Origin of the sequence: Streptomyces sp. CC224B, from assembly GCF_030010595.1 — a bacterium.
Taxonomy (GTDB): Bacteria; Actinomycetota; Actinomycetes; order Streptomycetales; family Streptomycetaceae; genus Streptomyces; species Streptomyces longispororuber.
Genome location: NZ_JASCXL010000177.1, coordinates 1 through 13412, shown reverse-complemented (window position 1 = coordinate 13412; position 13412 = coordinate 1). Strand labels below are relative to the sequence as shown.

The window sequence follows — 13412 nt, the reverse complement described above, 5'->3', positions numbered from 1 at the left end:
GGCGGCCCCCGCGGGGGGGGGGCGGGTCGCCCCCCGCCCCCCCCCCCCCCGCGGGGGGCCCGCCGCCGGCCCCCCCCCCCGGCGCCCGCCCCCCCCCCCCCTCCTCACGTCGCATCGGCGCAGGGCCATCCCGGCTCAGCGCAGAGCATCGCCTAAGCGCACGACGGGCACACGCCCCGGTACGTGACCTCCACGTCCGAGATCGTGAAGCCGAAGCGCTCCGAGTCGGGCAGCGTCGCCAGCGGGTTGCCCGTCGGGTGGACGTCGCGGATCGCGCCGCACCGGGAGCAGACCAGGTGCTGGTGCGGCCGGTGGGCGTTCGGGTCGTACCGCTTGGCTCTGCGGTCCGTGGAGACCTCGATGATCTCGCCCAGCGACACCAGCTCGCCCAGGGTGTTGTAGACGGTCGCCCGGGAGATCTCCGGCAGCTTCACGACGGCGCGCGCGTGCACCTCGTCCGCCGTCAGGTGCGTGTGATCCCCATCGAGAACCTCGGCCACGACGCGCCGCTGGGCGGTCATCCGCCAGCCGCGTCCGCGCAGTCGTTCCAACAGGTCGCTCATGAATCCAGCCTAACAGCCAGGGGACCAGGTCCCGAACGAGTGTGACTTTGGATGCTTGCTTGACTTAGACAGTGTCTAGCGTAGGATCGAGTTCGGCAAACGCCGCGGGACAGGACTTGCAGGAAAAGACGCAGGAGGCGCACGTGACGCAGGGACCCCTCACCACCGAGGCCGGAGCGCCGGTCGCCGACAACCAGAACAGCGAGACCGCGGGCGCCGGTGGTCCCGTGCTGGTCCAGGACCAGCACCTCCTGGAGAAGCTGGCGCACTTCAACCGCGAGCGCATCCCGGAGCGCGTCGTGCACGCCCGGGGCGCGGGCGCGTACGGCACGTTCACGGTGACGGCCGACGTCACCCCGTACACGCGGGCGAAGTTCCTCTCCGAGATCGGCAAGGAGACCGAGGTCTTCCTGCGCTTCTCCACGGTCGCGGGGAACCTGGGCGCGGCCGACGCGGTGCGCGACCCGCGCGGCTTCGCGCTGAAGTTCTACACCGAGGAAGGCAACTACGACCTCGTCGGGAACAACACCCCGGTCTTCTTCATCAAGGACGCCATCAAGTTCCCGGACTTCATCCACACCCAGAAGCGCGACCCGTACACGGGCTCCCAGGAGGCCGACAACGTCTGGGACTTCTGGGGCCTGAGCCCGGAGTCCACGCACCAGGTGACCTGGCTCTTCGGTGACCGCGGCATCCCGGCGTCGTACCGCCACATGGACGGCTTCGGCTCGCACACCTTCCAGTGGACGAACGAGGCGGGCGAGGCCTTCTGGGTCAAGTACCACTTCAAGACCGACCAGGGCATCAAGAACCTGACCGCCCAGGAGGCGGAGATCCTCGCCGGCAAGGACCCCGACTCGCACCAGCGCGACCTGCGCCAGGCGATCGAGCGCGGGGAGTTCCCGTCCTGGACCGTGCAGGTGCAGATCATGCCGGCGGCCGAGGCGGCGAACTACCGCTTCAACCCGTTCGACCTCACCAAGGTGTGGCCGCACGCGGACTACCCGCCGATCACGATCGGCAAGCTGGAGCTCAACCGCAACCCGGAGAACGTCTTCGCCGAGGTCGAGCAGGCCATCTTCTCGCCCGCGCACTTCGTGCCCGGGATCGGCCCGTCGCCCGACAAGATGCTCCAGGGCCGCCTCTTCGCGTACAGCGACGCCCACCGGTACCGCGTCGGCATCAACGCCGACCACCTCCCGGTGAACCGCCCGCACGCCACCGAGGCCCGTACGCACGGCCGTGACGGCGCCATGTACGACGGCCGCCACAAGGGCGCGAAGAACTACGAGCCCAACTCCTTCGGCGGCCCCTTCCAGACGGACCGGCCGCTGTGGGCGCCGACCCCGGTCACCGGCGTCACCGGGAACTTCGAGGCGCCCACGCACGCCGAGGACAACGACTTCGTCCAGGCGGGCAACCTCTACCGGCTGATGACGGACGACGAGAAGACCCGTCTGATCGAGAACCTCGCGGGCAGCATCGCGGGCGTCTCCCGCGACGACATCGCCGAGCGCGCGATCAACAACTTCCGTCAGGCGGACGGAGACTTCGGCAAGCGCCTGGAGGCCGCTGTCCAGGCCCTGCGCGGCTGACACCCAGGCCCTCGCCGAACGACGACGGGCCGGACCCCCTCGGGGGCCCGGCCCGTTCGCCGTGCTCAGGCCACCGGGGCGGGGCGTCGGTTCGGCGCCCAGCAGCGGATGATGTCCCGCACCGACACGATGCCCACGGGCTCGCCGCCGTCGAGCACGATGAGGTGCCGGAAGCCGCCGTGCGTCATGGCCTCGGCCGCGTCCTCCAGGGTCCAGAGCGGCCCGGCGAAGACGACGTCGGTCGTCGTGTGCGCGCCCGCGGTCTCCCGGTCCGGGTCCTGGCCGCGTCCCAGGGAGGTCAGGATGTCGCGCTCGGTCAGGATGCCGATGCCGGTGTCGTCGGGGTCGAAGACGACCGCGGCGCCGACGCGGCGCGCCGCCATCAGCCGGGCGGCCTGACGGAGGGTGTGCGTGGGGCCGATGGTGAGGACGAGCGTGCTCATTGCGTCACGGACGAGCATGGGCGTGAGCCACCTCCTTGGTGTCTCCTTTGCCTCGGGCATGCCGGGAGCGGGGAACGGCATTGCCAAGAGAAAGGATTCACAAGTTCACAAGTGGGGGGACTCTCAGAGTCGCAGCGAAGCGGGGCGCCAACAAGGGGGCGGAGGCGCGCAGTTCGGCGGCCCTCCGGGCGGCGGGGGCGCGCGGCGGGGACGCCTCCCGGTGCGTGGGGCAGTCGCCGCGGACAGCGGGCGGTGCGTGCGGCGGTCGGTGCGGGAGCGTTGGCGCGACGGCGTCGGCGCGTGCGGCGGACACGGTGCGTGTGGCCGGTGCGCACCGTGGTCGGCGCACGGCACGCCAGGCGTACGGTGCGCGGCACGTAGCGCGCATGGGTGGGCGGTACGTGGCGCGTAGGACATGTGAGGGGCCGGGCCTGCGCCCCACGGCGCGTGGTGCAGGCGCACGCGGCGCACTCCACCCGGCGCGCACGGCGTACGGCATGTGGCACGTCGTGCGCACGGCGGGCGGTACGCGGCATGAAACGCCCCCCCCGGTGGACCGCACGCGGACCGGGCCTCGCGCGCCCCTCACGGCACGCACGGCGTACGGCATGCGGTACGTAGGGCGCACGGCGGGGATACGCGGCACGCAACGCGCCCCGCGGACCGCGTCTCGCGCACGCCTCACGGCATGCACGCCGTGCACCGCGCCTAGCGCACCCCGCACAGCACGCACGCCGTGCACCGCGCGCCGCAGGCGTGCGCCCCGCGGTCAGTGGCCCGTCAGGTACGCGAGCATCTCGTCGTGGAGCAGGCCGTTCGACGCCGCCGCGTTGCCGCTGTGGGGGCCGGGCGTGCCGTCGAGGCCGGTGAAGCGGCCGCCCGCCTCCGTCACCACGATCGCGTTCGCCGCCATGTCCCACAGGGACAGCTCCGGCTCCGCGCACAGGTCCACCGAGCCCTCGGCGACCATCATGTACGGCCAGAAATCGCCGTAGCCGCGGGTGCGCCAGCAGGCGCGCGTGAGGTCGAGGAAGCCGTCGAGGCGGCCCTGCTCCTCCCAGCCGCTGAGCGAGGAGTAGGCGAACGACGCGTCCTGGAGCCGGGCCACCTTGGACACCTGGAGCCGGGTGGCGGAGGTCAGGCTGCGGCCGGTGAACGCGCCGGCGCCCTTCGCCGCCCACCAGCGGCGGCCGAGCGCGGGCGCGGAGACGACGCCGACCACCGGCTGGTAACCGCCCTCGCCCGCCTCCATCAGGGAGATGAGCGTGGCCCAGACCGGGACGCCGCGGACGTAGTTCTTCGTGCCGTCGATCGGGTCGATCACCCAGCGGCGCGGGCCCGTGCCCTCGATGCCGTACTCCTCCCCGAGGATCGCGTCACGCGGCCGGGCGCGCTGGAGCTGGCCGCGGATCAGCTCCTCGGCGGCCTTGTCGGCCTCGCTCACCGGCGTCATGTCCGGCTTGGTCTCCACCTGGAGATCGAGCGCCTTGAACCGGCCCATGGTCGCGGCGTCGGCGGCGTCCGCGAGGACGTGGGCGAGACGCAGGTCATCGTGGTAGTCGGGCATGGATGAACAGTATCGATCCCGTTTCGCGCGAGCCACAACGCGTATCTGGCGCCGCGCGCCGAACCCCTTGACAGTGCTCCGTGGCGCGTCAACTCTGACGAGCAGAACCGCATGGGCCGCAGCGGCCCTGGGCAGCCGGAGGCGACGATGCCTGCAGCGCGGGAATCTCTGCTCGACGCGGCGTACACCGCTCTGGCCCGCAGGCCGTGGACCGGTGTGCGGATGGTCGACGTGGCGGCGGTGGCCGGGGTGTCCCGGCAGACGCTCTACAACGAGTTCGGCAGCAAGGACGGCCTCGCCCGGGCCCTGCTGCGGCGCGAGACGGACACCTATCTCCGGGGCGTGGAGCGGGCCCTGGCGCAGGCCCGGGACCCGGTGGACCGGCTCGCCGCGGTGAGCGCGTGGACCATCGGCGCGGCGCGGGACAACGTCCTGGTGCGGGCGGTGCTCACCGGCTTCTGGAGCGAGCGGCTGCCCGCGCCGAGCAAGGCCGCGGTGTCCAGCTCCCCGGTGCCCGCGCAGCGGCGCGCGGACGCGGGCGTGCCGAGCCCCGGCGAACTGCTCACCCAGGTGCGCGACCGGGCGATGGCCGCGCTGACCGAGCGGGGCCGCCCCTCGGAGACGGAGGAGCTGGCCCGGGCCTGCGAGAGCGCGGTGCGCATGGCGCTGTCGTACGTCGTGGCGCCCGCGGCGCGGGAGGAGGAGTCGGCGCAGCTCGTCCGGCGTGTCGTCGTCCGCAGCCTCGGCGGGCCGGCCGCAGCGGGAGGCCGTTAGCCGCGGCCGCCCGGGCACCGGCGGAAGGCCGCCGGCCCTGGCAGCCCCGGCGGGGAGGCGCGGCGCACCGGCTCGGCGGCCGACCGCCTCAGTGGGCCGAGCCCGAGAGCTGGAGGCCGATGACGCCGACGATCACCAGCGAGATCGAGACGATCTTGAGGGTGGAGACCAGGTCGCCGAGGAAGATCATGCCGTAGATGGCGGTGCCCGCGGCGCCGATGCCCGTCCACACCGCGTACGCCGGGCCCACGTCCAGCTTCTTGAGGGCCAGCGTGAGCAGGCCGAAGCTGCCGAGCGCGAAGCAGGCGAAGGCGATGGTGGGCCAGATCCGGGTGAAGCCGTGCGACAACTTCAGGCAGACCGCGAAGCCCGTCTCGAGGATCCCGGCGACGATGACCAGCAGCCACGCCATGGTTGCGCCTCCCGCATGCTTACGATCCGTGACCGCTTCGCCAGAGCTTGGCAGAATCTTGGTGTGATTATGCCCTTACCTCGGCGCCCTGGGTGTAAACAACGCGAAGATCGGGTCACCCCTGGGGGGGCCGGCCGCGAACAGCCTTGCGCCGAGGGGGGTCAGTCACCCTCGTGGCGCTCCCGTGTCGCGAGCAGCCGGCGCAGCGAGTAGAGCCGGGCCGGGTCCGCGTGCCCCTCGGCGACCCACGCGTCCAGCGCGCAGTCCGGCTCGTCGTGGCTGCACGCGCGCGGGCAGTTGACCGTGCCGGGCTCCAGGTCGGGGAAGGCGTGGATGACCCGTGAGGGATTGACGTGGTGCAGGCCGAAGGAGCGCAGGCCCGGGGTGTCGATGACCCAGCCCTCGTCGCCGGACAGGGGCAGCGCGAGCGCGGAGGTGGTGGTGTGGCGGCCGCGTCCCGTGACCGCGTTGACATGGCCCGTGGTGCGTCGCCGGTCCTCGGGCACCAGCGCGTTCACCAGTGTCGTCTTGCCGACGCCGGAGTGCCCGACGAACGCCGTGACCTTGCCGTCCAGTTCGGCGCGCACGCGCGCCACGGCCTCGCCGCTCTCCAGCTCCGCGCGGCTGGTGACCACGTAGGGGATGTCGAGGTCGCCGTACAGCTCCAGGAGCTTGTCCGGCGGGGCCAGGTCGGACTTGGTGAGCACGAGCAGCGGCGTGAGGCCGCCGTCGTACGCCGCGACCAGGCAGCGGTCGATCAGGCGGGGGCGCGGCTCGGGGTCGGCGAGGGCGGTGACGATGGCGAGCTGGTCGGCGTTGGCGACGACCACGCGCTCGTACGGGTCGTCGTCGTCGGCGGTGCGGCGCAGCACCGACGTGCGCCCGGCGATGCGGACGATGCGGGCGAGGGTGTCCTTCTGCCCGGACAGGTCGCCCACCAGGGCGACGCGGTCGCCGACCACCGCGGCCTTGCGGCCCAGCTCGCGGGCCTTCATCGCCATCACGATGCGGTCCTCGACCAGGCAGGTCAGACGGCCCCGGTCGACGGTGAGGACCATGCCGTCGGCGGCGTCCTCGTGCTTGGGGCGGATGTTCGTACGGGGACGGTTGCCCTTGCGGTTGGGGCGGACCCGGACGTCGTCCTCGTCGGTGTGCTTGCCGTAGCGGCGCATGGTTCCAGTCCGCCCGTCAGTTCCCGAGCATCCCGGTCCACAGGTCGGGGAAGTCGGGCAGTGTCTTCGCCGTCGTCGCGACGTTCTCGATCTGTACGCCCGGCACGGCGAGGCCGATGATCGCGCCCGCCGTGGCCATGCGGTGGTCGTCGTAGGTGTGGAAGACGCCGCCGTGCAGCGGGCGCGGGCGGATGTGCAGGCCGTCGGCGGTCTCCGTGACGTCACCGCCCAGCTCGTTGATCTCCTTGGTGAGCGCGGCGAGCCGGTCCGTCTCGTGCAGGCGCAGGTGGGCGACGCCGCGCAGGGTGGACGGCGAGTCGGCGAGGGCCGCGACCGCCGCGATGCCCGGGGTCAGCTCGCCGACCTCGCCGAGGTCGGCGTCGATGCCGTGCACCGCGCCCGAGCCGGTGAACGTCAGGCCGTGCTCGGTCAGTTCGCAGGAGCCGCCCATCTCGGTGAAGAGCTGCCGCAGCGCGTCGCCGGGCTGGGTGGTGCGCGTGGGCCAGTCGGGGATGGTCACGCGGCCGCCGGTGACCAGGGCCGCGGCCAGGAACGGCTGGGCGTTCGACAGGTCCGGCTCGACCGTCAGGTCCCGGCCGAGCAGGGCGCCCGGGGTGACCCGCCAGACGTTCGGCTCGCCGCCCGACTCGGGGGTGTCGACCTGGGCGCCGGCGGAGCGCAGCATGTCGACGGTCATGCGGATGTGCGGCATGGACGGCAGGGCGCTGCCCACGTGCCGCACCTCGACGCCCTGGTTGAAGCGCGGGCCGGAGAGCAGCAGGGCGCTCACGAACTGGGACGAGGACGAGGCGTCGATCTCGACCTGGCCGCCGTCCAGGGCACCGCCGCCGTGCACGGTCAGCGGCAGCGCGCCGCGGCTGTCGTCGTCCACGCGGGCGCCGAGGGCGCGCAGCGCGTCGATCACGCCGTGCAGCGGGCGCTCGTACGCGCGGGGGTCGCCGTCGAAGCGGATGGGGCCGTCGGCGAGCGCGGCGACCGGCGGCAGGAAGCGCATCACCGTGCCCGCGTTGCCCACGTCGACCGTGGCCGGGCCGTGCAGGCCCGACGGGATGACGCGCCAGAACTCGCCGGTGCCGTCCGGGCCCACGCCCTCCTCGATGCCGACGCCCATGGCGCGCAGCGCGGCCGCCATCAGCAGCGTGTCGCGGGACCGCAGCGGGCGGCGCAGCCAGCCGGGCTCGGCGGCGAGCGCGGCGAGGACGAGGCCACGGTTGGTGACCGACTTCGAGCCCGGCACGTGGACCGTCGCGGCGACGGCTCCGCTCGCGTGCGGGGCTGGCCAGAGGGCGGTGTGCGTCGGGTTCACGGTCATGCCCCTCACTTTAGTGGCTGACGACGACCGCAGAACTTGATCAAAAGTGGTGAAATCCAGGCGAAACAGAGAAGTGATAGGGAGAGGCGAGCCCGGGTGACGGGGGTCCCGGGGGTGCCGGGTCAGACCGTGAGCAGCCAGCGGCCGCCGCCTATCAGTGAGCACAGCGACACGACGTGGAAGAGGAACAGCCACATCCCGGCCGGGACGTGCGTCAGCCGGGACAACTGGTCCGCGTCGGAGTCCCCGGCGCCGCCGTGCCGCCGCTTCGTCTGGAGCTCGAAGGCCGGCCGTACGCCTCCCAGGAGCAGGAACCACACCACTGTGTAGGCGAAGGCGGCCTGCACGTCGGTGCTCGCCAGCCACGAGACCACCAGGAAGGCACCGCCCGCCAGGACCATGGTGAGCGCCCCGTACGCGTTGCGGGTCATCACCAGCATCGCGGCGAGCAGGGCCGTGGCCAGCCACAGGAACGCCGTGATGTGCCCCGCGGAGAGCAGCGCCGCGCCGCCGAGGCCGAGCAGCGGGGGAGCGGTGTAGCCCGCGGCGGCGGTGAGGATCATGCCGAGGCCGGTGGGCTTGCCGCGGCTGACGGTCAGGCCGCTGGTGTCGGAGTGCAGCCGGATGCCGTCCAGGCGGCGGCCGGTGACCAGCGCGACCAGGCCGTGGCCGCCCTCGTGGGCGATCGTGACGGCGTTGCGGGCCACGCGCCACACGCGGTGCGGCAGGACGGCGGCGAGCGCGGCGACGGCCGTGGCGATCACCAGCCAGCGGTCGGGCGCCGCCTGGGTGCCGACGACGCGGTCCCACAGGTCGCTCAGGCTGGCGGAAGCGGAGGTGTGCATTGCTGGATTGGCTCCCTGTCGTCGGCCTCGGCGTGGCAGTGTGGCACGTATGTGCGGACGGTATGCATCGAGTCGTGGGCCCGAGGACCTCGCGGGGATCTTCGAAGTGGAGAAGTGGGAGCCGGAGGAGTCGCTGGAGCCCGACTACAACGTGGCTCCCACCAAAGAGGTCTACGCCGTCCTCGACCGTCCCCTGAAAGACGCCGATGACCCGCGTCCGGTTCGCCAGCTCCGCAGGCTGAAGTGGGGGCTCGTGCCGTCCTGGGCGAAGACGCCGGACGGCGGCGCGCGGATGATCAACGCGCGTGCCGAGACCGTGCACGAGAAGCCGTCCTACCGGCGGGCCTTCGCCGCGCGGCGCTGCATCGTGCCCGCCGACGGCTATTACGAGTGGGTGACCGGCAGCGCCGAGCGGCAGCTGGAGGTCGAGGGGAAGAAGAAGCGGCCCCGCAAGCAGCCGTACTTCGTGCTGCCCGCCGACGGGTCGGTGTTCGCCATGGCCGGTCTGTACGAGTTCTGGCGCGACCGCACGCTGCCCGACGAGCACCCGCTGGCCTGGTGGGTGACCTGCTCGGTGATCACCACGGAGGCCGAGACCACGCCGCTCGCCGACGCTCCCGAGAGCGGCCCGCGGTCCCTCGCGGACATCCATCCGCGGATGCCGCTGATGCTCACGCCCGACCGCTGGGACGCCTGGCTGGACCCGGCCCGGACCGAGGTGGAGGAGCTGCGGCCCCTGCTGGAGCCGCCGCCCGCCGGGCTGCTGCGGGCCTACCCCGTCTCGACGGCCGTCAGCAACGTCCGCAACAACGGGCCGGAACTCCTGAAGGAACTGGACGGGCCGGAGGAGGGCACGCTGTTCTGACGGGGGGCGGGCGCCCCGCGCTCCCTCCGCGACACCCGCTGACCGGAACCGGGCGCTCCCTTCTAGGGCACACTCTCTGGCGTGACGCACAGTGAGACGCACAGCGAGACCGCCGTGACGGTCGACACCGACGCCGGCGTGGCCCGGATCACCTGGCACCCGGCGCCCGAGGCGCGCCTCGTGCTCGCCCTCGGCCACGGCGCCGGCGGCGGCATCGAAGCCCGGGACCTCCGGGCGATCGCCGCCGGGCTGCCCGCGCACGGCGTGACCGTGGCGCTGGTCGAGCAGCCCTGGCGCGTCGCCGGGAAGAAGGTGGCGCCCGCGCCCAAGACCCTCGACACCGGCTGGCGCGGCCTCTGGCCCGCCCTCGTGGAGCCCGGCCTGCCCGTGATCGCGGGCGGCCGCAGCGCCGGGGCCCGCGTCGCCTGCCGCACCGCCGCCGGACTCGGCGCCGCGGCCGTGCTGGCGCTCAGCTTCCCGCTGCACCCGCCGGGCAAGCCCGAGAAGTCCCGCGCGCACGAACTGCTCGGGGCCGGGGTGCCCACCCTCGTCGTCCAGGGCGGCAACGACCCCTTCGGCAAGCCGGCCGAGTTCCCGGAGAGCGACGCGTACGAACTCGTCGAGATCCCCTTCGGCGACCACTCCTTCGCCGTGCCCAAGCGCGCGGACATCGGCCAGGAGGACGCAGTGAGGCGGATCACGGACGCCGTCGCCGCCTGGACGGACCGGGTGGGAATGGGGGCCGCGTGACGGCTGTTGTCGTGCACATACAGCACACCGCGTTCGTAGCCGAGGGAGCCCGCCGCATGGGATCGACCATCTGCCCGCCCGTCTCCCACCACCGCCCTTCCAAGGACGGGCTGCGCCCGGCGGCTTCCGATCCCGTCTCCCACCACCCTTCCAAGGACGGGCTGCTCCCGGAGGCTTCCGGTTCCGGTTCCGGCGCTGCTGACCTGGAGTGGAGCGTGCTGAGCGCGCCCAAGGGGGCCCCGATTCGAGCGGCGCGCAAAGCGGGTCGTCGTCTATCCTCCGAAACCAGTGGGACCGCTCTCGGCCCCACCACGTCGTTGGAGGAGGTGGGTCCGGTCACTGGGACCGACGCAGGCACTGAGCACGGTCACTCCGAGGAGCCGGAGCAGCCGGAGGAGACGGCCGCGGAGCGCACGGCCCGCTTCGAGCGGGACGCGCTGATGTTCCTCGACCAGATGTACTCCGCGGCGCTCCGCATGACGCGCAATCCCGCGGACGCGGAGGACCTGGTCCAGGAGACCTACGCGAAGGCGTACGCGTCGTTCCACCAGTTCCGCGAGGGCACCAACCTCAAGGCGTGGCTGTACCGCATCCTCACCAACACGTTCATCAACTCGTACCGCAAGAAGCAGCGCGAGCCCCAGCGCAGCGCCGCCGAGGAGATCGAGGACTGGCAGCTCGCGCGTGCCGAGTCGCACATGTCGACCGGTCTGCGCTCGGCCGAGTCCCAGGCGCTCGACCACCTGCCGGACTCCGACGTGAAGAACGCGCTGCAGGCGATCCCGGAGGAATTCCGCATCGCCGTCTATCTCGCGGATGTCGAGGGCTTTGCGTACAAGGAGATCGCCGACATCATGGGTACACCCATCGGTACGGTGATGTCCCGCCTTCACCGCGGCCGCCGCCAGCTCCGCGGCATGCTGGAGGACTACGCGCGTGACCGCGGCCTGGTCCCGGCCGGTGCCGGAGACTCGAACGAAGCGAAAGGCTCGGGCTCATGAGCTGCGGAGAGCCGCACGAGACTGACTGCAGTGAAGTCCTGGACCATCTCTACGAGTTCCTCGACCACGAGATGCCGGACAGCGACTGCACCAAGTTCGAGACGCACTTCGAGGAGTGCTCTCCGTGCCTGGAGAAGTACGGCCTCGAACAAGCGGTGAAGAAGCTGGTCAAGCGCTGCTGCGGCCAGGACGACGTGCCCGCCGACCTGCGGGCCAAGGTCATGGGCCGGATCGAGCTGATCCGCTCCGGACAGCTTGGCCCCGACCAGGACGTGGACCTCGCCCCCGGGTCCTGACCCACGGCCGGGGCCCGCGCCCCGGCCGCCGTTCCTCCCTCCGGACATCCCCGCCGCCCCCTTCTCCGGGGCGGCGTGCCGACCGCGCGCGAGCCGTCGGCTGAACGTTTCTCTCCCTTTTCGCCGGGGTTTCTCACTCGAAGGTGCGAATTCACGGCCGTGAGCGGTGGCGCCCTCCGGGCCCGTTCTAGTCTCCCGACCTGAATCAGGGCCGTGTCAGGGCCGGACCGGGCCGGAGCGGGCCCGGCCGGGGCGGACCGGGAGGAGAGGCCATATGCGCTCGGTGCCGGCGGGGGCCCGCGGCTACGTCCTGTGCGCCGCCCTCGGGGCCGCCGTCTGCGTGGCGCCCGCCTTCGCCCCCGGCACGGCATGGAACGCCGTCGCGTTACTCGCCCTCCTGTACGCCGCCGGGGAGCGGGCCGTCAGCCGTGGCGGCCGGGCCGTACCGGCTTACCAGCCCGTGCTGCTCGCCGGGGTGTTCCTGCTGCCGCCCGCGGCGGCCGCGCTCGTCGCCGTGCCCGGCGCGCTGCTCGGCCACGTCGAGCGGCACCCGCGGTGGCTGCGCCGGACCTGGCGGGCCGCCCACCTCGCCCTCGCCGCCTGGGCGGCCGGGCAGGCGCACGCCGCGCTCGGCGGGCCCGCGGCGACGGCGGCACCCGGCTTCCCGTACGTGCTGGCGCCCGCCGCGGCCGCCGTGCTCTGCTTCGCCGCCGTGCTCACAGTCCTCGACGGCGGCATCTTGGTCACGGCCGAGCGGGTGCCGCCCCGGCGCGCCTGGCGCGGGCTGCTGCCCGGCACGCTCGCGCCCGCCGCCGTGCACGGGCTCGCGGGCCTGATGATGGCGGTCCTGTGGAGCAGCCCGTACGGCCCGCCCGCCGCGCTGCTCGTGCTGCTGCCGATGGGCGTCTCCTGCTGGGTGTTCGGCCAGTACCACCGCGAGCGGGCCGCCCACCGGGCCACCATCCGCGCGCTCGTGCAGGCCGTCGACATCAAGGACCGCTACACCCGGGGGCACAGCGAACGCGTCGGCCGCGCCTCCGTGATGATCGCCCGCGAGCTCGGCATGGACGACGACCGCGTGGAACTCCTCCGCTTCGCCGGCATCCTGCACGACGTGGGCAAGCTCGGCGTCCCCACCCGGCTGCTGCGCAAGGAAGGCCCGCTGACCCCGCAGGAGCGGCGCGTGCTGGAGCTGCACCCCGAGTACGGCCACGAGATGGTGCGGGGCATCGGTTTCCTCGGTCAGGCCCGGGCGGCGATCCTGCACCACCACGAGCGGATCGACGGCAGCGGCTACCCGTACGGGCTGAAGGGGCGCCAGATCCCCCAGTGCGCCCGGGTGGTGGCGGTCGCCGACGCCTTCGACGCCATGACGTCGACCCGCTCCTACCGCCGCGCCCGCCCCGTCGCGGCCGCCGTCGCCGAACTGCGGCGGTGCGCCGGGACCCAGTTCGACCCCGCGATGGTCGGCGCGCTCGCCCGGGCGCTCGACCGGTGCGGCTGGGACCCGGAGGTGACGGCCGGCGGAAACGTCACGGCGGCACCCGGCGCGACCCCACCCGACGGCACGGCCCCCGGCCCGACCCCAGCCGACCGCGCGGCCCCCGGCCCGGCAGTGCCCGGCCCGGCGAATCCCCGCGGTGGCCCGGACAGCCGTGGCCCGGACGGCCGGGGCGCGGACAGTCGGGATGCGGACAGCCGGGACACGGACGGCCGTGACGCGGACGGCCATGGTCCGGACGGCCGGGGCGCCGACGGCCGCGGTGCGGGCGGCCGCGGCCCGGGCCCGTCCGGGG

14 protein-coding genes are annotated in these 13412 nt (G+C 73.2%); 7 read left to right on the top strand and 7 right to left on the bottom strand.

Annotated elements, in window-relative coordinates:
• Positions 1–152: 152 nt before the first annotated feature.
• Positions 153–563 carry a Fur family transcriptional regulator gene (locus QK440_RS39230; RefSeq protein WP_282798046.1) on the bottom strand — a complete coding sequence of 137 codons (411 nt, stop codon included), beginning with the start codon at positions 561–563 and terminating at the stop codon, positions 153–155.
• Between the two features lie 143 nt (positions 564–706).
• Between QK440_RS39230 and QK440_RS39225 the strand changes: the two genes are divergently transcribed.
• Entirely contained in the window at positions 707–2158 is a 1452-nt protein-coding gene (locus tag QK440_RS39225; protein WP_282798045.1) for a catalase, read from the top strand.
• 65 nt (positions 2159–2223) lie between these two features.
• Here the strand turns inward: QK440_RS39225 and QK440_RS39220 are convergent, their stop codons facing one another.
• Positions 2224–2619 carry a CBS domain-containing protein gene (locus QK440_RS39220; protein ID WP_282798044.1) on the bottom strand — a complete coding sequence of 132 codons (396 nt, stop codon included), beginning with the start codon at positions 2617–2619 and terminating at the stop codon, positions 2224–2226.
• A gap of 751 nt (positions 2620–3370) precedes the next feature.
• A complete protein-coding gene (hisN, locus tag QK440_RS39215; RefSeq protein ID WP_282798043.1) occupies positions 3371–4168 on the bottom strand; it encodes a histidinol-phosphatase in 798 nt (265 codons plus the stop codon).
• A gap of 147 nt (positions 4169–4315) precedes the next feature.
• On the opposite strand from hisN, the gene QK440_RS39210 reads away from it, so the two are divergent.
• Positions 4316–4942 (top strand): TetR/AcrR family transcriptional regulator, encoded by a 627-nt coding sequence (locus QK440_RS39210; protein ID WP_282798042.1) that lies wholly within the window; start codon positions 4316–4318, stop codon positions 4940–4942.
• 88 nt (positions 4943–5030) lie between these two features.
• On the opposite strand, the gene QK440_RS39205 is transcribed toward QK440_RS39210, so the two are convergent.
• The 4 genes from QK440_RS39205 to QK440_RS39190 all read right to left on the bottom strand — a co-directional run bounded on the left by QK440_RS39205 (position 5031) and on the right by QK440_RS39190 (position 8704).
• Positions 5031–5354 carry a multidrug efflux SMR transporter gene (locus QK440_RS39205; RefSeq protein WP_190138952.1) on the bottom strand — a complete coding sequence of 108 codons (324 nt, stop codon included), beginning with the start codon at positions 5352–5354 and terminating at the stop codon, positions 5031–5033.
• Positions 5355–5515: 161 nt separating this feature from the next.
• The gene (rsgA, locus tag QK440_RS39200; protein WP_282798041.1) at positions 5516–6526 is read right to left on the bottom strand and encodes a ribosome small subunit-dependent GTPase A; all 1011 of its coding nucleotides are present in this window, start codon (positions 6524–6526) and stop codon (positions 5516–5518) included.
• A gap of 16 nt (positions 6527–6542) precedes the next feature.
• The gene (gene aroA, locus QK440_RS39195; protein WP_282798040.1) at positions 6543–7859 is read right to left on the bottom strand and encodes a 3-phosphoshikimate 1-carboxyvinyltransferase; all 1317 of its coding nucleotides are present in this window, start codon (positions 7857–7859) and stop codon (positions 6543–6545) included.
• Between the two features lie 122 nt (positions 7860–7981).
• Complete coding sequence (locus tag QK440_RS39190) at positions 7982–8704, bottom strand: M50 family metallopeptidase (RefSeq protein ID WP_282798039.1); 723 nt, start codon at positions 8702–8704, stop codon at positions 7982–7984.
• A gap of 49 nt (positions 8705–8753) precedes the next feature.
• Here QK440_RS39190 and QK440_RS39185 point away from each other — a divergent pair, with 49 nt between their 5' ends.
• The 5 genes from QK440_RS39185 to QK440_RS39165 all read left to right on the top strand — a co-directional run.
• Entirely contained in the window at positions 8754–9569 is an 816-nt protein-coding gene (locus tag QK440_RS39185; protein ID WP_282798038.1) for an SOS response-associated peptidase, read from the top strand.
• An 81-nt stretch (positions 9570–9650) separates the two neighbouring features.
• Positions 9651–10319: an alpha/beta family hydrolase gene (locus QK440_RS39180; RefSeq protein ID WP_282798037.1), complete on the top strand. Its 669-nt coding sequence runs from the start codon at positions 9651–9653 to the stop codon at positions 10317–10319.
• 326 nt (positions 10320–10645) lie between these two features.
• On the top strand, positions 10646–11320 hold the full coding sequence (locus QK440_RS39175; protein WP_190138947.1) for a sigma-70 family RNA polymerase sigma factor: 675 nt from the start codon (positions 10646–10648) through the stop codon (positions 11318–11320).
• Positions 11317–11616: a mycothiol system anti-sigma-R factor gene (rsrA, locus tag QK440_RS39170; RefSeq protein WP_190138946.1), complete on the top strand. Its 300-nt coding sequence runs from the start codon at positions 11317–11319 to the stop codon at positions 11614–11616. Before QK440_RS39175 ends, rsrA begins: the two co-directional genes overlap by 4 nt.
• 274 nt (positions 11617–11890) lie before the next feature.
• A partial coding sequence (locus tag QK440_RS39165; protein WP_282798036.1) for an HD-GYP domain-containing protein occupies positions 11891–13412 on the top strand: 1522 nt, incomplete at its 3' end.